General features: G+C 64.1%; 15 protein-coding genes and 1 pseudogene. 8 read left to right on the top strand and 8 right to left on the bottom strand.

The features are described 5' to 3' along the window. From ACFP9U_RS16185 to ACFP9U_RS16175, 3 genes and pseudogenes are all read left to right on the top strand, one after another. Positions 1-546 (top strand): annotated as a pseudogene (locus ACFP9U_RS16185) (hypothetical protein); the annotation flags it as partial. Further along, the gene (locus ACFP9U_RS16180; RefSeq protein ID WP_378622978.1) at positions 543-4,334 is read left to right on the top strand and encodes a TonB-dependent receptor; all 3,792 of its coding nucleotides are present in this window, start codon (positions 543-545) and stop codon (positions 4,332-4,334) included. The pseudogene ACFP9U_RS16185 and the gene ACFP9U_RS16180, both read left to right, overlap by 4 nt. A 256-nt stretch (positions 4,335-4,590) precedes the next feature. Further along, positions 4,591-5,229, top strand: coding sequence for a DUF922 domain-containing Zn-dependent protease (locus tag ACFP9U_RS16175; RefSeq protein ID WP_378622976.1), 639 nt, complete (start codon positions 4,591-4,593; stop codon positions 5,227-5,229). 67 nt (positions 5,230-5,296) lie between these two features. Here ACFP9U_RS16175 and ACFP9U_RS16170 read toward each other — a convergent pair whose 3' ends face one another. Continuing rightward, entirely contained in the window at positions 5,297-6,748 is a 1,452-nt protein-coding gene (locus ACFP9U_RS16170) for an NCS1 family nucleobase:cation symporter-1 (RefSeq protein ID WP_378622975.1), read from the bottom strand. Between the two features lie 130 nt (positions 6,749-6,878). On the opposite strand from ACFP9U_RS16170, the gene ACFP9U_RS16165 reads away from it, so the two are divergent. Beyond that, entirely contained in the window at positions 6,879-7,583 is a 705-nt protein-coding gene (locus ACFP9U_RS16165; RefSeq protein ID WP_378622973.1) for a GntR family transcriptional regulator, read from the top strand. 84 nt (positions 7,584-7,667) lie between these two features. On the opposite strand, the gene ACFP9U_RS16160 is transcribed toward ACFP9U_RS16165, so the two are convergent. The 6 genes from ACFP9U_RS16160 to ACFP9U_RS16135 all read right to left on the bottom strand — a co-directional run bounded on the left by ACFP9U_RS16160 (position 7,668) and on the right by ACFP9U_RS16135 (position 13,342). Next, positions 7,668-8,189: an O-acetyl-ADP-ribose deacetylase gene (locus ACFP9U_RS16160; protein WP_378622972.1), complete on the bottom strand. Its 522-nt coding sequence runs from the start codon at positions 8,187-8,189 to the stop codon at positions 7,668-7,670. 51 nt (positions 8,190-8,240) lie between these two features. Further along, entirely contained in the window at positions 8,241-9,026 is a 786-nt protein-coding gene (locus tag ACFP9U_RS16155; protein WP_378622970.1) for an alpha/beta fold hydrolase, read from the bottom strand. A gap of 148 nt (positions 9,027-9,174) precedes the next feature. Further along, a complete protein-coding gene (locus tag ACFP9U_RS16150) occupies positions 9,175-10,782 on the bottom strand; it encodes a carboxyl transferase domain-containing protein (RefSeq protein WP_378622979.1) in 1,608 nt (535 codons plus the stop codon). After that, complete coding sequence (locus ACFP9U_RS16145) at positions 10,779-11,504, bottom strand: flavodoxin family protein (RefSeq protein WP_378622968.1); 726 nt, start codon at positions 11,502-11,504, stop codon at positions 10,779-10,781. Before ACFP9U_RS16145 ends, ACFP9U_RS16150 begins: the two co-directional genes overlap by 4 nt. Positions 11,505-11,570: 66 nt before the next feature. Beyond that, positions 11,571-12,728, bottom strand: a complete 1,158-nt coding sequence (locus ACFP9U_RS16140; RefSeq protein WP_378622967.1) for an isovaleryl-CoA dehydrogenase — start codon at positions 12,726-12,728, stop codon at positions 11,571-11,573. Positions 12,729-12,742: 14 nt separating this feature from the next. After that, complete coding sequence (locus ACFP9U_RS16135) at positions 12,743-13,342, bottom strand: TetR/AcrR family transcriptional regulator (protein WP_378622964.1); 600 nt, start codon at positions 13,340-13,342, stop codon at positions 12,743-12,745. Positions 13,343-13,459: 117 nt separating this feature from the next. Here ACFP9U_RS16135 and ACFP9U_RS16130 point away from each other — a divergent pair, with 117 nt between their 5' ends. The 4 genes from ACFP9U_RS16130 to ACFP9U_RS16115 all read left to right on the top strand — a co-directional run bounded on the left by ACFP9U_RS16130 (position 13,460) and on the right by ACFP9U_RS16115 (position 16,125). Beyond that, positions 13,460-13,717: a hypothetical protein gene (locus tag ACFP9U_RS16130; RefSeq protein ID WP_322451651.1), complete on the top strand. Its 258-nt coding sequence runs from the start codon at positions 13,460-13,462 to the stop codon at positions 13,715-13,717. A 46-nt stretch (positions 13,718-13,763) separates the two neighbouring features. Continuing rightward, positions 13,764-14,165, top strand: a complete 402-nt coding sequence (locus ACFP9U_RS16125) for a VOC family protein (RefSeq protein ID WP_378622962.1) — start codon at positions 13,764-13,766, stop codon at positions 14,163-14,165. A 246-nt stretch (positions 14,166-14,411) separates the two neighbouring features. Then, complete coding sequence (locus ACFP9U_RS16120) at positions 14,412-15,743, top strand: sensor histidine kinase (protein ID WP_378622961.1); 1,332 nt, start codon at positions 14,412-14,414, stop codon at positions 15,741-15,743. Between the two features lie 7 nt (positions 15,744-15,750). After that, positions 15,751-16,125 (top strand): response regulator, encoded by a 375-nt coding sequence (locus ACFP9U_RS16115; protein WP_378622959.1) that lies wholly within the window; start codon positions 15,751-15,753, stop codon positions 16,123-16,125. A gap of 58 nt (positions 16,126-16,183) precedes the next feature. Here the strand turns inward: ACFP9U_RS16115 and ACFP9U_RS16110 are convergent, their stop codons facing one another. Further along, on the bottom strand, positions 16,184-17,296 hold the full coding sequence (locus ACFP9U_RS16110; protein WP_378622958.1) for a pyridoxal phosphate-dependent aminotransferase: 1,113 nt from the start codon (positions 17,294-17,296) through the stop codon (positions 16,184-16,186). Positions 17,297-17,737 lie beyond the last annotated feature (441 nt).

Below are 17,737 nucleotides of genomic sequence, written 5' to 3'. Positions count from 1 at the left end.
GATCTGAACCGCAACGGCTACCAGGACGCCGGCGAGCCGGGCCTGCCGGGCGTCAGGGTGACGACGGTCAAGGGCCTGCGCATCACCACCGACAAGCACGGCCGCTTCCACGTCGCCTGCGCCGACCTGCCCGACGGCCGCATCGGCTCGACCTTCATCATGAAGCTCGACCCGCGCACGCTGCCCACCGGCTACCGGCTGACGACGGAGAACCCGCGCACGGTGCGGCTGACCGCCGGCAAGGCCTCGCGGCTGAACTTCGGCGCCGCTATCGGCCGCCTCGTCCGGCTCGACCTGTCCGACGCCGCCTTCCTGCCCGGCACGGTGGAACTGAAGCCCGAATGGCACGGCCAGCTCCTCACCCTCATCGACCTCTTGCAAACCGAGCCCTCGGTGCTGCGCCTGGCCTACATCGACGCCGCCGCCGACAGCCGCCTCGCCAGGGACCGCACCCGAACCGTCCGCCGCGCCCTCACCGAACTGTGGCGAACAACCCCCGCACGATACCGCCTCGAAATCGAAACCAGAATCGAGACCGAAAAATGAAGTCGACCATCGCCATGACCAGGAATGACAGGTATTTCACGATGACCCACGCACGCAGACAACAACTTCTCTTGGCCACGAGCGCGCTTGCGGCCGTCGTGTTGATGAGCCGACCGGGTATTGCCGCCGATTGGTTCGTGGACGAACCGTCCGCCGTCGATCCTGTGCTGGCCGAGGAATGCGGTCCGGAGGAGTGTCCGCCGCTCATGCGCGGAAAAGTGCTCGACAACAGCGCCACGGGACGGCTGGCGATCGGGCCCAATCTGGAACAGGAGAGCCTCGCCGACCAGACCGCCATCCCCTTCAGGATCAGCGTCGACGGCCAGGTGGTCGACGAGTCCGGCGAGATCCAGGGCGGGGAGGTCTTCGGCGTCGAGCCCGGCGCCACTCACGTCGAGGCGCAGCGCAAGACCGATGTCGATCTCAGCGCGGTGGACATTCAGCTCAAATTCGACGGCCTCAACCAGGAGCCGCTGCTGAACGTCTCCACCGTGCCGGTGAACCGGGCCTATACGGCGGGCGAACCCATAACCTTTTTGGCCACCTCGAACTATCCGGCCTTCATTGCCCGCGCCGAGATCCGCGTCTTCCGTGCCGGCGAAAACCCTTCGCGCAAGCCGATCGACGTCATTCCCGCCTATGTGAACGGCGTGACCGACTGGGTCATGCCGGCCGCCGGCTCGGGCGAATACGCCTACGTCCTGCGCGTCTATGATGAGGAGGGCCGGTTCGACGAGACGCATCCCCTGACGCTGACGCGCACGGTGACGCCCCTGCAACACGATTCCGGCGATGCCATCGCCCCCGGCATGGCCGAGGACCGCACCGCCACCCGCAACATTCCCGTGCACGGCGGGGCGGTCACCGTCTACGGCCGCAACGTGCCCGAGGGATACGGCATCAGTGCCTTCAACGAGCCGATCCCGATCGATGCCGACGGAAGCTTCCTCACCCAGCGCATCCTGCCGCCCGGCGACCACGTCGTCGACGTCTCGGTGACCGGCCCCATGAAGGGTGGCGGGCTCTACTTCGACCGTGATGTCTACATTCCCACCAACGAATGGTTCTACGTCGCGCTCGCCGATTTCACGATCGGCAAGCGCAGCGGAGACGAGGGCATCGAGGCTGTCCGCCCGGGCGAATATGACGAGGTCTACAAGAAGGGCCGGCTCGCCTTTTATCTCAAGGGCAGGATCAAGGGGAAATATCTGCTGACCGCCGCCGCCGACACGGGCGAGAACGACGTCTCAAACCTGTTCTCGGATCTCGACGCCAAGGATCCCCGCCAGCTTCTGCGCCGCATCGATCCCGACAAGTACTATCCCGTCTATGGCGACGACTCGACCACTGTCGAGGACGCGCCCACCCAGGGCAAGTTCTACGTGCGGCTCGAGCGAGGCGAGAACCACATCATGTGGGGCAACTACAAGACCCGCATCGAGGGCACCAAGTTCCTCGCCTCCAACCGCGGCCTCTACGGCGGCAACCTCGTCTACCGCACGCAGAACACGACCACCTTCGGCGAGCCGAAGGGCGAGGTGACCGCCTATGCGGCGCTGCCCGACACGCTGCCCCAGCGCGACGAATTCCTGGGCACGGGCGGCTCGGCCTATTTCCTGAAGCGCCAGGACATCACCATCGGCTCTGAAACGATCTCGGTGGAAATCCGCGATGCCGCGACGGGCCGGCTGGTGGAGCGAAGGGTACTCGCCCACGGCGAGGACTACACGATCGACTATATGCAGGGCGTCATCATCCTGAAGCAGCCGCTCTCCTCGGGCACGCTGGGGCTTGGCCCCGTGCGCAACGGCGCCCTCGGCAACGAGAAGGTCTATATGATCGCCGAATACGAATACGAGCCTACAGCCACCGACATGGACGGCTATATCTATGGCGGCAGGGTGCAGCGCTGGCTGGGGGATCGGCTGCGGGTGGGCGTTACCGGCATGAACGAGACGACCGGAGAGGCCGATCAGGAGGCGATCGGCGCCGACATCCTCCTGCGCCGTTCCGAGACCACCTATCTGGGCGCCGAGGTGGCCCGGTCGAAAGGTCCGGGCTTCGGCACCTCCTATTCGACCGACGGCGGCCTGACGATTGCCGACGAAGCCACTGCCGGCCGCGACGAGGAGGCGCTCGCCTGGACGGTGGAGGGGCAGATGGACCTGGCGGACTTCAACCGCTACGGCATCGACGGCACCATCGGCGGCTATTTCGAGAAGCGGGAAGCCGGCTTCACCACCATCACGGAACAGACGCGCGTCGATAAGCGCATCTGGGGCGCCCATGCCGCCGTACCGCTGACCGGCGACGTCGATGTCGGCGTGGCCTATGACGAACTGTCGGACGGCGACGGCCAGCACCGGCGCGACGGCGAGATGACGCTGTCCTGGCAGTTCGACAGCTATTGGAAGGTGGCTTTCGGCGTGTCCTATCTGGACCTGTATTCGCCCAAGGCGGTGGCGTCCGGCAAGAGCGGCTATGACGGCTCGCGCATGGATGTCGGCGTGCGCGTCGATTACCGCCAGGATTCCGACTATCTCTACTACGGCTTCGCGCAGTCGACGATAGAGCGCGACGGCAATATCGAGAAGAACGACCGTGTCGGCCTGGGCGCGCAGGTGCAGTTGACGGAGAAAGTGGGCGCCGAAGGCGAGATCTCCTACGGAACCCGCGGCATCGGCGGGTTGGCGACCATCACCTATGAGCCGACCGTCGAGGACCACTACTATATCGGCTATCGGCTCGATCCGGACCGCGCCTTCAGCCTCGACCGCAGCGATGCGCTGGAGGGCATCGACCGCGGCACCGTCGTCGGCGGTGTGCGCAAGCGCCTCGGCGACTTGGCGTCCGCCTATGCCGAGAACAACTACGACCTGTTCGGCCGCCGCCGATCGCTCGCCCAGACCTATGGCGTGGTATACACCCCTGATGCCATGTGGACCGTCGACGGCGGTCTCGAGATCGGCCAGGTGATGGACGACCGTATCAAGGCAGGCACCGGAAAGCAGTACGCCGATTTCGACCGCTATGCCGGCTCGCTGGCGCTCGGCTACAATGACGAGGAGTTGGGGCTGAAGGCGCGCATCCGCGGCGAGGCGCGCTTCGAGCGCTCCGACGATGAGACGCGCAACCGCAACACCTATCTGCTGTCCACCGGCGGCAGTTGGCAGCACGACGAAAGCGGCCGGCTTCTGGCCAACGTCGACGCGGTGATCTCCGACTCCGATGGCGGCACCTTCTATGACGGCGACTATGTGGAGGCCTCGGTGGGCTATGCCTATCGGCCGGCCTACGAGGACCGGCTGAACGCGCTCCTGCGCTACACCTTCCTCTACGACCTGCCGGGTCACGACCAGATCGCCTCGGCGACCGGCACCACAGCAGGCCCGCTGCAGCGCAGCCATATCGTCTCCGCCGACGTGACCTACGACATCCTGCCGTGGCTTTCTATCGGCGGCAAATACGGCGCCCGCATCGGCCAGATCCGCTATCGCGACAACCTCGACGAGGAGCAAGAGAACTGGCAGGATTCGATCGCCCATCTCGGCGTGATCCGCACCGATCTTCACATCGTCAAGAACTGGGATGCGCTTCTGGAAGGCCGCGCCTTCTACACGCCGGAGATCAAGACAGCCGATTTCGGCTTCCTGGCCGCGCTCTACCGCCACGTCGGCAACAACTTCAAGGTCGGCGCCGGCTACAATTTCGGCCGCTTCTCCGACGACTTGCGCGACCTCACCCTCGACGACCGCGGCCCGTTCCTGAACGTTGTCGGCAAGTTCTAGTTTTCCGTCCGGAACTGCGTGCAATCAAGTGGTTAGATCAGTTCACTATTTCGGTGAAACGGGTGAACCGATCTAGAGTCGGGGCGGAGAGGGGTGCCCCTTCCTTCCCGCCGGGGAGGGAAGGGGCTTTTGTCGTTTTGCGCGCCGCCCCGCCCGGGGGAGGTGGCCCCGCAAAGAACGCGTCGAGCTTGACCTACCGCCGATTTGATCGTCAGTTCGCGGGCTTCTGGAACGGAAACCGCGCGAGGAGAGGGCGATGCGGACGGGATTGCGGATCTTGACGGCCATCACCTGTCTCCTGCCGCTTGCCGCCCTGGCGCAGGAGGGGTGGGCGCCGGTGGAAAGGATCGAAACCTATCCCGTCACCGGCAAGTCCGGCATCGCGCTCTACGAATCGATCGGCGAGAACGGCCCCAAGGTTGGTATCGGCCGCGCCATAGCCTACACCGATTACAAGCTCACCTGGCGGCGCGATTACCGGCCGCAGGCCGGCGGCTGTGTGCTTGCTGCGGCCACGCCCAACCTCCTCATCACCTACCGCCTGCCGCAACCCTCGAACGATCTGCCACCCGCAACCCGCCGGCTGTGGCAGACCTTCATCGAGGGCGTGGAGAAACACGAGCGCGTGCACGGAGACATTATTCTCGACGTGGTGAAGAAGATCGAAGCCGTTTCCGTCGGCCTCACGGTCGCCGATGACCCTGACTGCACGAAAACCCGTGCCGAACTCCAACGCCGCCTCGTGCCGCTCGCCGCCGAGCTCAAGCAGCGCAGCCGCGAATTCGACCGGGTCGAGATGAGCGAGGGCGGCAACGTGCACCGGCTGGTGCTGGGGCTGGTGAATGGAGGTTTCCCGCCAGCGGCAATGGGCGAGGCTGCTCCCGCCAAGCCGTGATTGTCGTCTTCGGCGCAAAAAAATGGCCGGCGGAGGCCGGCCAATTCGCAGGGCAGTCTATCCGATATCAGGCCGTCTTCGGGCTCGGCACCTTGTTGTTCATCAGGCCGACATGCAGCACGCCGCCGAGGATCGCACCGATCACCCAGCCATAGCCGGACAGTTGCGACAGAACGGGGGCCCAGACGGTGGCCACCGAGAAGAGAGCGGCGAGGGCGAAGGCGGCCAGGGCCTTCTGGTTCCAGCCATTGCCGTAGAAATAGGGTCCCGACGGGTCGGATGAGTACAGATCGTCCACCGATACCTTCCCACGCCGGACGATGTAATAGTCGGCGACGAGAATGCCATAAAGCGGCGCGAGGAAGGCCCCGAGCGTGTCGACGAAGCCGGTGATGCCGATGTTGGAGATCACGGGCATCCAGAGCGCTCCGATGAAGAAGGCGACGAGGGCCGTGATGACGCCGCCCATCTTGGCGGAAATCTTTTCCGGGTTGAGGTTGGCGATGTCGTAGGCCGGAGGAATGAAATTGGCGACGAGGTTGATGCCGACGGTCGCTGCGAAGAAGGTTATCGCCGCGACCAGCGTCAGCACAACATTGTCGACGCGGTCGACGATATCGGCCGGATTGACCAGCTTCTCGCCGAACAGCACCACGGTGCCGGCCGTCACGAAGAGGGCGATGAAGGAGAAGAAGGCCATGGAGACCGGCAGGCCCCAGAAGTTGCCCGCCTTCATGGCCGATTCGGTTTTGACGAAACGCGAGAAGTCGCCGAAGTTGATCACGACCGCGGCGAAATAGGCGATCATCGTTCCTACGATCGCGAAAAATGCCGCGACCGGCCCGCGCGGATCGGATGCTTCACTACCCTCGAAGATGGCGCCCAGAGCACTGAAGATGCCGTTGCCGGCCTTCCACCAGATCACGATGCAAAGCGCGATCATGACGATGTAGACCATGGGGCCGGCCCAGTTCAGGAACTTCCCCACCCAATCGATGCCGCGCATGAAAAGCACGACCTGAAACACGCAGACGATGAGGTAGGAGAGCCAGCCGACGGCGGTCATGCCGAGGAATTCAGCCCCGCCCTCTATGCCGAAAGAGGTGTTCAACAAGAGCGCCACCGCCGTCGAGGCGAAGTAGGTCTGCACGCCGTACCAGAAAATCGCGACGATGCCGCGGACCAGGGCCGGAAAGCGCGCGCCGTAGACTCCCATGCTGACCCGCGCCATGACCGGGTAGGGGATACCGTGTTTCACCGACGGCTTGCCGGTGAGGTTGACCAGGAACATCACGAAAAATCCGGCAATGACGATTGCCGCGAAGACCGCCCAACCGTTCAGCCCGTATGTGATGAAGAGCGAAGCCGCCAGCGAATAGCCGAACAGGCTCTGTATGTCGTTGTTCCACACATTGAATATCTCGAACGCGCCCCATTTGCGCTTCTCCGGCGGGAGCGGAGCCAGGTCGGCATTGTAGAGCGCGCCGTCATGGACGTGCTTGTTGGCTGAATTCGCCATCTCGTTCTCCCATTATCGAACCTCTGGAAACCGCCGACGGCCATGGAGTTGAACCGGTGACAGGCATTTCTTGTGACATTTTTTCTAAAAGGTTACACAGCATCCTACACCTGCAGAACGTGTGCAGCGCATGAAACACCTTACTGAAAAACGCGAAAATAGCGGCACTGGCGGCAACACCGGGAAGGCTTCACCGGACCTCTTGGCCCAGAGAGCCTATCAGGCGCTCCTCGACAGGCTGCGCGACGGCGAATTGTCGAGCGGCGTCTTTGTCACGGTTCCCGAGCTTGTCGAGATGCTGGGTTTCCCGCTCGCGGCAGTGCGCGAGGCGGTGAAACGGGCCGGCGCCTGCGACCTCCTGACCGTCATCCCCAAGCGCGGCGTCACGATCATGGATGCGGGACCGGAGACGACCCGTGCCTGTCTGACCCTGCGCGCATTGTTCGATGTGGAGGGCGCAAGGCGGCTGATCGGGAGCGGTGCGGCTATGCCGCTTGCGTCCTTGCGCGCCGCACATGAAGATATGCTCGAGAAAGCACAGCGGGCGATGACGCCGGACCTGCCGCGGCAGGCCATCCGGATCGACCTGTCGCTGCATGACGCCTTGTCGGCAGGTCTCGATACGTGGCTCGAAAAGCAACTTTATGAAGAAAACCGCAAACGCATCGCGATCATCCAGAACTCGAGAGCGTTCCTGCCACCCCGCATCGTTTCGGCGATGGAAGAACATCTGGCGATCATAGCGGCGCTGGAGGCCCACGACCCGGACGCCGCGGCGGAAAGCATCCGCCTTCACCTGAAAAACACGCTTCACTGGTGGGGCGTGCCTGATTGAGGGGGGCGGCGATATTCCTATCCGGATGCTCGCGAATGCGCCGGATTGGCAGCATGCACGTCATCCGCGCTCCCGACACCGTGGCTATTGGGATGCCTCCAGCTCCCGCTCATAGGCCATCGTCGTCTCCTCGTCGAAGCCCATGAAGACAACCTTCTCCGGCAACGCATTCCCCTCCAGAAAAGCCGCCACCGTCCTGACCGCGATCCGCGCAGCCTCCTCCTTCGGATAGCCGTAGACCCCGGTGGAGATGGCCGGGAAGGCGACTGACTTGCAGCCGTGGTCGCGGGCGAGCTCCAGCGCGCGGCGGTAGCAGGAGGCAAGCAGATCCGCCTCGCCCTTGTCCCCGCCGTGCCAGATCGGACCTACCGTGTGGATGACGTGGCGGGCGGGGAGGCCGTAGGCTTTGGTGATCTTGGCGTCGCCCGTCTCGCAGCCGCCGAGCCGGCGGCATTCTTCCAGGAGCTCCGGTCCGGCCGCGCGATGGATCGCGCCGTCCACCCCGCCGCCACCCAGAAGAGACCGGTTGGCAGCGTTGACGATCGCGTCTGCCTCGACTTGCGTGATATCGCCCGTGACGGCCTTGAGGCGGTTGGTCACCGACATAATGAAAAACAATAACGCAAGCCTTGCGGCCGGACAACGGCTGGGCGGTCTTCAGGCCGGGGCTGCGGCCTTCTCGAGGAACGCCGCCAGCAGCCGATTGAAGACGTCCGGGCGTTGCAGGAAAGGCGCGTGTGCGGCCCCCTCGATGCGCACGACGCCGCGCTTCCAGAGCGAGCCATAGGTGAGTCCCTCAAGATACTCCGGTCTGATGAAGGGGTCGTCGGCGCCGTTGACGATGGCCAGGGGGATCGCCATGGATGCAACGATCGCGCGTTCATCGAGCACTTTGCCCGCGACGGCCGAGCCGAGCATGATCTCGCGTGCGCGCCCGTCCGTGCGCCGGCACATGGCGAGAAAATGCGGGTCGACGACACCATCGGCACTTGCGGTGTGTGCGGCGTAGATCGCCACGTCCTCGTCTGTGAAGTTGCGCTTTCCGGTGAGGGCCGACGCCTGCGAGTCGGAGTTGAAGGCGGCCATCAGGCATTCGGGTTCGGGCTTCACCGGTGGGGTCCCGCTGATCATCAAGCCCTTCAACGGCGTCCCGCGCCCGACCATCTCGAGGCCGATATGGCCACCGAGAGACCAGCCGAAGACAAGCGGTGTCCCGAGTTGGAGCGCTTCGATGACCTGCTCGGCCATCTCTGCATAGCCCGCGAAATGATAAGTGGCTTCGGGATCGGAGGCGTCTTCCGATTCGCCATGACCGGGCAGATCGATCGCCACCAGGCGCCAATGGGCAAGCGCCGGATCGGCAAACTGGTTGGCGAACACTTCCTTGCAGCTCGAGTTGCCGTGGATGAAGAGGATTGCCGGCCCCTCTGTCTGCGACTGCATGCAGGAGATCTTCCCGTGATCAGTTGCAACGAAGTCTTTCCGCATCATCGGCTTTCCCCTCGCGTAAACCCCAGGCAAGCGACTGTAACAGCTCGTCCGACATCCTCAACATGACTTACATCAGGTCTTCGCGTGGGCTTGATCCGCCTCACATCCGGAACACACCGAATTTCGTCTCTTCGATCGGCGCATTGAGTGCGGCGGAAAGTGAGAGAGCCAATGTTTCCCGCGTCCTGGCCGGATCGATGATGCCGTCGTCCCACAGCCGTGCCGAGGCGTAGAGCGGGTGGCCCTCGCGCTCGTATTTTTCAAGGATCGGCTTCTTGAACGCCTCTTCCGCCGCTTCCGTCCACGTGCCGCCGCCGCGCTCGATGCCCTCGCGCTTGACGATCGAAAGCACCGTAGCGGCCTGCTCGCCCCCCATGACGGAGATCCGCGCGTTCGGCCACATCCATAAGAATCGCGGCGAGAAGGCACGGCCGCACATGCCGTAATTGCCGGCGCCGAAGGAGCCGCCGATGATGGCGGTGATCTTGGGCACCTTGGCCGTGGCGACGGCGGTGACGAGCTTTGCGCCGTCGCGGGCGATGCCGCCGGCTTCGTATTTTCTGCCAACCATGAAGCCGGTGATATTCTGCAGGAAGACGAGCGGAATGCCGCGCTGGCAGCACAGCTCGATGAAGTGGGCGCCCTTGAGCGCGGATTCGGAGAAGAGCACGCCGTTGTTGGCGATGATGCCCACAGGGATGCCGTGGAGCCGGGCAAAGCCGGTTATCAGCGTGGCGCCGTAGTTCTGCTTGAACTCGTCGAATTCCGAGCCGTCGACCAGCCGCGCGATCACCTCGCGCACGTCGTAAGGCTGGCGGACGTCGGCGGGGATGATGCCGTAGATCTCGCGCGGGTCGTAAAGAGGCGGAATCGGTTTCTCAAGATCGAGGGAGAAGGCCTTCTTGCGATTCAGGTTTTTGACGATCCGGCGGACGATGGCGAGCGCATGTTCGTCATTGAGCGCATAGTGGTCGGCCACGCCCGATTCGCGCGTGTGCACCTCCGCACCGCCGAGCTCCTGGGCCGTTACAACCTCGCCGGTTGCCGCCTTCACCAGCGGCGGGCCGCCGAGAAAGATGGTGGCATTGTCCTTCACCATCACCGTCTCGTCGCTCATCGCCGGCACATAGGCGCCGCCCGCCGTGCACGAGCCCATCACGCAGGCGATCTGCGGGATCCGCCGAGCCGACATGTTGGCCTGGTTGTAGAAGATGCGGCCGAAATGCTCGCGGTCGGGAAACACCTCGTCCTGGTTGGGCAGGTTCGCGCCGCCCGAATCGACCAGGTAGATGCAGGGCAGGTTGTTTTCGAGCGCGATCTCCTGGGCACGCAAGTGCTTCTTCACCGTCAGCGGATAATAGGTGCCGCCCTTCACCGTGGCGTCGTTGACGACGATCATCACCTCGCGCCCCTCGACGCGGCCGACGCCGGCGATCAGCCCCGCCGAAGCGATGTCGCCGCCATACATGTCCCAGGCCGCGAACTGGCCGATCTCCAGAAACGGCGCGCCCACGTCCAGAAGATTATAAAGTCGCTCGCGCGGCAACAGCTTGCCGCGCCCGGTATGGCGCGCCCGCGCCCCTTCCGGGCCGCCCAGTTCGATCGTTGCGGCTTTCCCGGCCACATCGGCCACCAGCGCTTTCATGCGCGCCTCGTTCACCCGGTAGGCCTCGGAGGCTGGGGATATCTGGGAGCGCAGGGCTGTCATTGCCATGCCGAGACCTGGTTGCCATGGGTGGGAACGCCGCCATTGTCGCGCATCATCTTGGCCAGGTGCATCAGGTTGAAGCTCATGAAGGTCAGTGTCCGCTTGGTGTAGGTGCTGTCATAGCCCACATGGCTGCCATCTTCCATTCGGTCTCCGTAGGACGGGCCCGGACCGGCCTCCCCGATCCAGCCCGTATCGGCCTGCGGCGGGATGAGATAGCCGATGTGCTGCAGCGAATAGAGGATGGTCTTGGCGATATGCTTGACGCCGTCCTCGTTGCCGGTGATGACGGCGCCGCCGGCCTTGCCGTAGAAGACGTACTGGTCTCTGTCGTTGGTCTGGCCGGAATGGGCGTAGAGCCGCTCGATGATGACGCGGCAGATGGAGCTTTCCTCGCCCAGCCAGATCGGTGTGCCGAGGACGAGGATGTGCGCTGCCTTGACCTTGGGCCAGATCTTCTCCGGCCAGTCGTCCCTCAAGGCTCCTTCCTCTCGCATGTCGGGCGAGACGCCGAAGGCGATATCGTAGTCGGCCGCCCGCAGATAATCGACCCCAACGCCGCAGGATTCCATGATGTCGATCGAATCGCCCATCAGGTTTTCCGTGTGCGAGGGGGCGCGGGCGGTGGGCTTCAGTGTCGTGTTGATGAACAGCGCCTTGAGGCCGGAGAAGTCGCTGGTGCTGTCCGCGATTAGCCGGTTCTGGCTCTCATCGAGTGGCATCTGTCGTCTCCTGTCGTGGTTGACTTTGGCAGGTCAACGCAGCGCCGCACCGTTCGTTCGTCCCTCTTATGCGGCCACGATCTCTCTGCCGATCAGCCAGCGGCGGATCTCGCTGGTGCCGGCGCCGATCTCGTAGAGTTTGGCGTCGCGCAGCAGGCGACCGGTCGGAAATTCATTGATATAGCCATTGCCGCCGAGCAGCTGGATGGCGTCGAGCGCCATCTGCGTGGCGCGTTCGGCCGCAAAGAGAATGCAGCCGGCAGCGTCCTTGCGCGTCGTCTTGCCCCGGTCGGCGGCGGCAGCCACGGCGTAGACATAGGCGCGCGCCGCGTTGGCCGTGGTGTACATGTCGGCGAGCTTGCCCTGGACGAGCTGGAAGGCGCCGACCGGCTGCCCGAATTGCTTGCGCTCGCGCACATAGGGCACGGCCACGTCCAGGCAGGCTGCCATGATCCCGAGCGGTCCGGCCGAAAGCACCACGCGCTCGTAGTCGAGGCCCGACATCAGGATTTCGATTCCCTGGCCTTCGGCGCCGAGCACATTCCCGGTCGGCACGTCTACGTCATCGAACACCAACTCGCCCGTGTTGGAGCCGCGCATGCCGAGCTTGTCGAGCTTCTGGGCGACCGTGAAGCCTGGCATGTCGCGCTCGATGATGAAGGCGGTGATGCCGCGCTGTCCCGCTTCCGGATCGGTCTTGGCGTAGACGACCAGCGTGCCGGCGTCCGGCCCGTTCGTGATCCACATCTTGGTGCCGTTGAGGATGTAGCGGTCCTTCTTCCTTTTCGCGCTGAGCCGCATCGACACCACGTCCGAGCCGGCGCCCGCCTCCGACATGGCAAGTGCGCCGACCGTTTCGCCGCTGACGAGCGGCGGCAGGTAGCGCTCCTTCTGCTGCGGCGTGCCCCAGCGGCGGATCTGGTTCACGCAGAGATTGGAATGCGCGCCGTAGGAGAGGCCGACGGCGGCCGAGGCGCGGGAGATTTCCTCCATCGCCACGACATGGGCGAGATAGCCCATGCCCGCGCCGCCGAATTCCGGCTCGACCGTGATCCCCAACAGGCCGAGCTGGCCCATTTCCGGCCACAGATGGCCGGGGAAATCGTTGGCCGAGTCGATGTCGGCTGCCAGCGGCGCGATCTTTTCCTGGGCGAAGCGATGCACCATTTCGCGCATGGACCCGATCTCCTCGCCGAGCCCGAAATCGAGTGTCTGCGTGAACATGCCTTTGCCTCCCATCAGGCTTCCGCGCCGACAAGGCGCTGTGTCATGGTGTGATAGGTATCGGTGACCTGCTCGACGGAAAGGCGCTCGCCGGGGCGGAACCAGACGACGACGCCGGTGATCATCTGGACGATGGCCATCGCCGTCAGTGCCGTGTCGTCGATCCGGAACCGCCCGGCCTCCACCCCCTCGCGCAGGATCTGGCGCAGTTCCTTTTCATACGCGTTGCGCAGGCGCAGGATATGGGTGAGCCTTTCGGGCGACAGGCTGCGCAGCTCCATGTTGCTGACCTGCGTCGAGAGCCGACGCGTGACGTGAAAGCGGATGTGGTTGTCCACGAAGGCGGCGAGCTGCCGCGCCGGGTCGGCGGGGGCGCGTGTGCGCGCCGCCTCCCACGAAGTGATCAGCCCTTCCATATGCGCGCGCATGAGCGCGTAGAGCAGGTCTTCCTTGGTGGGGAAATAGCGGTAGACGGCAGCTGCCTGGACGCCCACCCGCGCTGCCAGCCGGCGCATGGACATGGCTTCGAAGCCGTGCCTGGCGATCAGCTCCAGCGCGGCTTCGGTAATGGCGGCCCGAGTCTTGTCTCCGTTGGAACCCGCAGTGCGTGCCATGTCTGCCTCCCACTCAATTAATAGAACGACCGTTTAATTCATGCAATTTGAAACCGCGCGATCTTGCTACCATCTCCTGGAACCAGCCGGTTCCAAAGACATTGAATAGGAGCCATCATGAGAAGGGGAGACAGGATCGCCATGCTGACCAAGGAAGGTGTGCAGCGCATATTGGGCCCGGTGGACAATGCGCTTCTGGCGGAGATTGCGGCCACCGGGGCCGACGAGCGCGAGCTTGCCGAGGCACATGCCTGGCTCACCAATGACGAGGCGCTGGTGAACGACTTCCGTCCGCTGCCCAAGGGCCGGGTGGCCGAGCTGGTGGACATCCTGAACCGCCGCTTCGGCCCCGACGACGAGGACGACACGTTGTAGGGTCAGCGGGCACGTCATCGAACCACCCGTAGAAGGGAGCAGCGCCATGTCCGCCTCCATCATCCGCCGCACCATGTTCAACATCGTCGCCGACGATCTTCCCGCGGTGCGCGATTTCTACCGCACGCTCCTCGACATGGAGGTCATCTACGAGGCGCACTGGTATATCGTGCTGGTACCGCGCGAGGGGCCGCGGCTGGAACTGGGCATCATCGCCCGCGCCAGCGACGTGACCCCGCCGGCGGCCGCTGGCCGTCCGGCCGGTGGCGGCTATCTCACTTTGATCGTCGACGAAGTGCTGGTCGCCTTCGAGCAAGCCAAGGCGATGGACGCGGAAATCCTCGACCCGCCGACGGACATGTTCTACGGCCAGCGCCGCATGCTCGTACGTGATCCGGCGGGAACGGTCGTCGACATCTCCTCGCCGCTGCCGACGATGACGGCATAGCGGCAAACTCCGATCAGGGAAGCTCAGGGTCAAACCTGCGGCAGACGCATCGGCGGACACGATGGTTGGCGCTATTGAGCCAGGTGCCAGCCCCTGCGCCGTTATCCCGTCCCGAACCCGGATATACCCACGCTCCTGGGCACTCCTGACCTTCAGGAGGTATGCCGCGCTGATCATGAATCCGTGCAATGGCATGCAGCCGTGAACCAATGTCGGCTGGTTTCATTTAATGGAGAGGAGCCGACAGTGACCGAGATTGCCACGTCCATCGTAGACACCATACGGGAACCTGTTCTCGTGCTGGAGCGCGATCTGACCGTTCTTCATGCCAACCGCTCGTTTCTAGCGCACTTTCACGTCTCACAGGACGAGACGTTGGGGCGGCGGCTACATGATCTTGGGAACGGGCAGTGGGATATCCCCGATCTGCGGCGGCTGCTCGGAAAGATGCTCAGCGAAAACGACTCTGTGGAAGACTACCGTGTTGAACACGAGTTCGAGACCATCGGCAGACGGGTCATGCTCCTGAACGCAGGGCGGCTGCGGCGAGACCCGGACATGGAGCACATCTTCCTCGCAATCTCGGATGTGACCGAGCGCGAGCGCATGGAGAACGAGCTGATTGCCAGCAAGGAGTTTTCCGAAAAGCTGATTGACAGCATCCGAGAGGCGCTGCTGGTACTCGAGCCCGACTTGCGCGTGGAAAGCGCCAACCAGTCCTTTTATGATATGTTCGAGGTCACGCCGGAGGAAACCGAGGGCAGGCCGATCTACGACATCGGCGACGGCCAGTGGGACATCCCCGACCTGCGGATGGGGTTGGAGGATGTTCTCCCGAAGGAGCGCCAGTTCAACGACTTCGAAGTCACCCACGACTTTCCGACGATCGGACGGCGCATCATGCTTCTCAACGGCCGCGCGCTCGACCACCTGCCGCGCATTCTTTTGGCGATCCGGGATGAAACCGAAAAGCGACGCCACGAGGCGGACCAGAAGGTGATGGTCGGCGAATTGCAGCACCGGGTGAAGAACATTCTTGCTAACGTGCAGTCGATCGCCATGGCGACCCTGCGCCGCAGCAGCACGCTGCAGGAGTTCGAAGGGACTTATCTCCAGAGGCTTAACTCGCTCGCCCGTGCGCAGGATCTGTTGCTGCGCGAGGGTTCCGGTTACGTCAACCTCCACGAACTGGTCAGTTCGGAGCTTGCCGCGCATGGCTGGGAAGAAGACGGTCGGCTGACGATCGACGGCCCGAATGTCACGCTGTCGCGACGGGAGACACAGGCGTTTGCCATGCTTGTGCACGAGCTCGCCACCAATGCAGTGAAATACGGCGCGTTTGCGCAACCCGAAGGCCGCCTGGATGTCACGTGGAGCATCGCGCGTAAAGACGGCGACGTCGGGTTATCGTTCGAATGGCGAGAGAGCGGCGTTTCCATCGATGAGCCGCCGGGCAGGAACGGTTTCGGAACCGGCCTCATCAGGCAAAGCGTCGGCCATATGCTGGGCGGTACAAGCAGTCTCGACTTCACCCCGCGCGGCGCCGTCTGCAAAGTGGAATTCGCGCTTGAAGCATGAGGTATCCGTGACGACCGACCGCCAACTTCATGGTCTCAGCATTCTCGTCGTCGAGGATGAATTTTTCGTGGCGATGGAGTTGGAAGACGCGATGGCGCAAATGGGGGCGACCGTGACAACAGTCGGGACGCGCAACGGGGCGCTGGATGCCCTGGCGAGCGCACGGCCCGATGGAGCGCTTCTCGACGTGCAGCTCGGTCAGGACGTGTCGTACGATGTCGCCGAGCGGCTTATCGCTATCCACGTGCCGTTCATATTCACGACCGGTTTTGATCGCGCCATCCTGCCGCCCCACCTGCGGGACCGTCCGCGCCTGAGCAAACCCTTTGCGCCGGTGGATCTGGAGCGGCTTGCCGTCCAAATCTTCGGTGCGAGGATCTAGCGTCTCGCGGCCGCTCCGATGGAGACCGTGCTGCGCTGGAGATCCGATTCGCGAAAGGCTAGCCCCGCCGTGCTTCCTCCAGGGCCGCAGCCAGTTCTGCCTCGAAAACGGCGATCTCCGCCTCCGGTCCGACGCTCACACGGATGCAGCGGTCGAGGCCCGGGGCCATGGGCTTGCGCACGAAGACGTCGCGCGCGACGAGCGCCCGCAGCACGTTCATGGCGAAGGCGCCGTCTGCCCTGCAATCGATGGTCACGAAATTGGTCGCCGAGGGGAGGGGGCAGAGCCCATGCCTTTCGGCGATTGCGGCAATCCGTGCCCGGCACTCTTCCACCTGGCCCAGCACCCATTGCAGGTGGTCGGTGTCCTTGAGCGCGGCAAGGGCGGCGACCTGCGCCATGCGCGTCATGCCAAAATGGTTGCGCACCTTGTCGAAGGCCCCGATCGCCTCGGCTGCGCCGATTGCATAGCCGCAGCGCAGCCCCGCCAGGCCGTAGGCCTTGGAGAAGGTGCGCATGCGCAGGACGTTCGGCCGTTCTGCCTCCAGCGGCGGCAGGGTGCCGGCGGGCGCCATCTCCCCATAAGCCTCGTCGAGCACCAGCAGCGCGGTTGCCGGCAGCGCATCGATGAAGCGCGTGACCGCGCCGGCGTCCCACCAGCTGCCCATCGGATTGTCGGGGTTGGAGAGATAGACAAGCCGCGCATCCTCCCGCTTCACCGCCTGAAGCAAGCCGTCGAGACTTTCCCGGTCGCCCTCGTAGGGTACCGAGACCAAGCGCCCGCCGAACCCAGCCACGTGGTAGTTGAAAGTCGGATAGGCGCCGAGCGAGGTGACGACCGGATCGCCTTCGCGCACGTACTGGCGCACCACCAGGCCAAGCAACCCGTCGATTCCCTCGCCAATGACGATGTTCTCCGGCCCGACGCCGTTGAGACGGGCGAGCGCCTGCTTCAGATCGTGGTTCTGCGCGTCGCCGTATTTCCACATTTCCGGCGCGGCCGCCCGCATCGCCTCCACGACCTTCGCGGAGGGACCGAAACCGCTCTCGTTCGCCCCCAGCCTGGCGCGGAACGGTCGCCCGCGCTCCCGTTCCTGCGTCTCCGGCCCGACAAAGGGCACCGATGCGGGCAGATTTTCGACGAGGGGCGTGAGAGGCGGGCGCGGGGACATGGGAAACTCGATGCGATGGCGTGTCCAGAAGGTCGACACCGCGTTCTTAGAGGGTTCCGCGCCGGAATCAAAGCGCGCTTGGGCGGCAAGCGTGACGGCCCGCCGATGCCACGCACGATCTGAATGATCGTAGTGACAACGGCGGGCCGGACTTCCGATTGGGAGCTGAACACGCGCCTCAGAGACCCTTGCTGCAGCCCGGCTACATTTGGCCAAGAAACGGCAACCTCGAATTCCCGCCTTTAGCGCCGTCGGCCAGGACTTTCGGTGGCGTTCTCAGGCGAATATTCATTCGCCGCTTTCACCGCCCTCAGCGCCTAAGGCACCAGCGAGATCGCCTTCGCCGCCGAAGCCGCCTTCGTCACCGCCGAAGCCGCCTTCGTCACCGCCGAAGCCGCCTTCGTCACCGCCGAAGCCGCCTTCGTCACCGCCGAAGCCGCC

The sequence above is a fragment of the Nitratireductor sp. GCM10026969 genome (assembly GCF_042660605.1).
Lineage (GTDB): Bacteria > Pseudomonadota > Alphaproteobacteria > Rhizobiales > Rhizobiaceae > Chelativorans.
The sequence above is the reverse complement of the archived record's forward strand: the minus strand, read 5'-3'. Positions and strand labels throughout refer to the sequence as shown.

What these genes read in the sequence shown, in the direction of transcription:
- ACFP9U_RS16165 (WP_378622973.1), top strand. Translation starts at nt 6,879, where the DNA reads ATGAAACACCTTACTGAAAAACGCGAAAATAGCGGCACTGGCGGCAAC.
- ACFP9U_RS16145 (WP_378622968.1), bottom strand. Translation starts at nt 11,504, where the DNA reads ATGCCACTCGATGAGAGCCAGAACCGGCTAATCGCGGACAGCACCAGC.
- ACFP9U_RS16130 (WP_322451651.1), top strand. Translation starts at nt 13,460, where the DNA reads ATGAGAAGGGGAGACAGGATCGCCATGCTGACCAAGGAAGGTGTGCAG.
- ACFP9U_RS16125 (WP_378622962.1), top strand. Translation starts at nt 13,764, where the DNA reads ATGTCCGCCTCCATCATCCGCCGCACCATGTTCAACATCGTCGCCGAC.
- ACFP9U_RS16140 (WP_378622967.1), bottom strand. Translation starts at nt 12,728, where the DNA reads ATGTTCACGCAGACACTCGATTTCGGGCTCGGCGAGGAGATCGGGTCC.
- ACFP9U_RS16180 (WP_378622978.1), top strand. Translation starts at nt 543, where the DNA reads ATGAAGTCGACCATCGCCATGACCAGGAATGACAGGTATTTCACGATG.
- ACFP9U_RS16170 (WP_378622975.1), bottom strand. Translation starts at nt 6,748, where the DNA reads ATGGCGAATTCAGCCAACAAGCACGTCCATGACGGCGCGCTCTACAAT.
- ACFP9U_RS16160 (WP_378622972.1), bottom strand. Translation starts at nt 8,189, where the DNA reads ATGTCGGTGACCAACCGCCTCAAGGCCGTCACGGGCGATATCACGCAA.
- ACFP9U_RS16135 (WP_378622964.1), bottom strand. Translation starts at nt 13,342, where the DNA reads ATGGCACGCACTGCGGGTTCCAACGGAGACAAGACTCGGGCCGCCATT.
- ACFP9U_RS16150 (WP_378622979.1), bottom strand. Translation starts at nt 10,782, where the DNA reads ATGACAGCCCTGCGCTCCCAGATATCCCCAGCCTCCGAGGCCTACCGG.
- ACFP9U_RS16110 (WP_378622958.1), bottom strand. Translation starts at nt 17,296, where the DNA reads ATGTCCCCGCGCCCGCCTCTCACGCCCCTCGTCGAAAATCTGCCCGCA.
- ACFP9U_RS16155 (WP_378622970.1), bottom strand. Translation starts at nt 9,026, where the DNA reads ATGCAGTCGCAGACAGAGGGGCCGGCAATCCTCTTCATCCACGGCAAC.
- ACFP9U_RS16175 (WP_378622976.1), top strand. Translation starts at nt 4,591, where the DNA reads ATGCGGACGGGATTGCGGATCTTGACGGCCATCACCTGTCTCCTGCCG.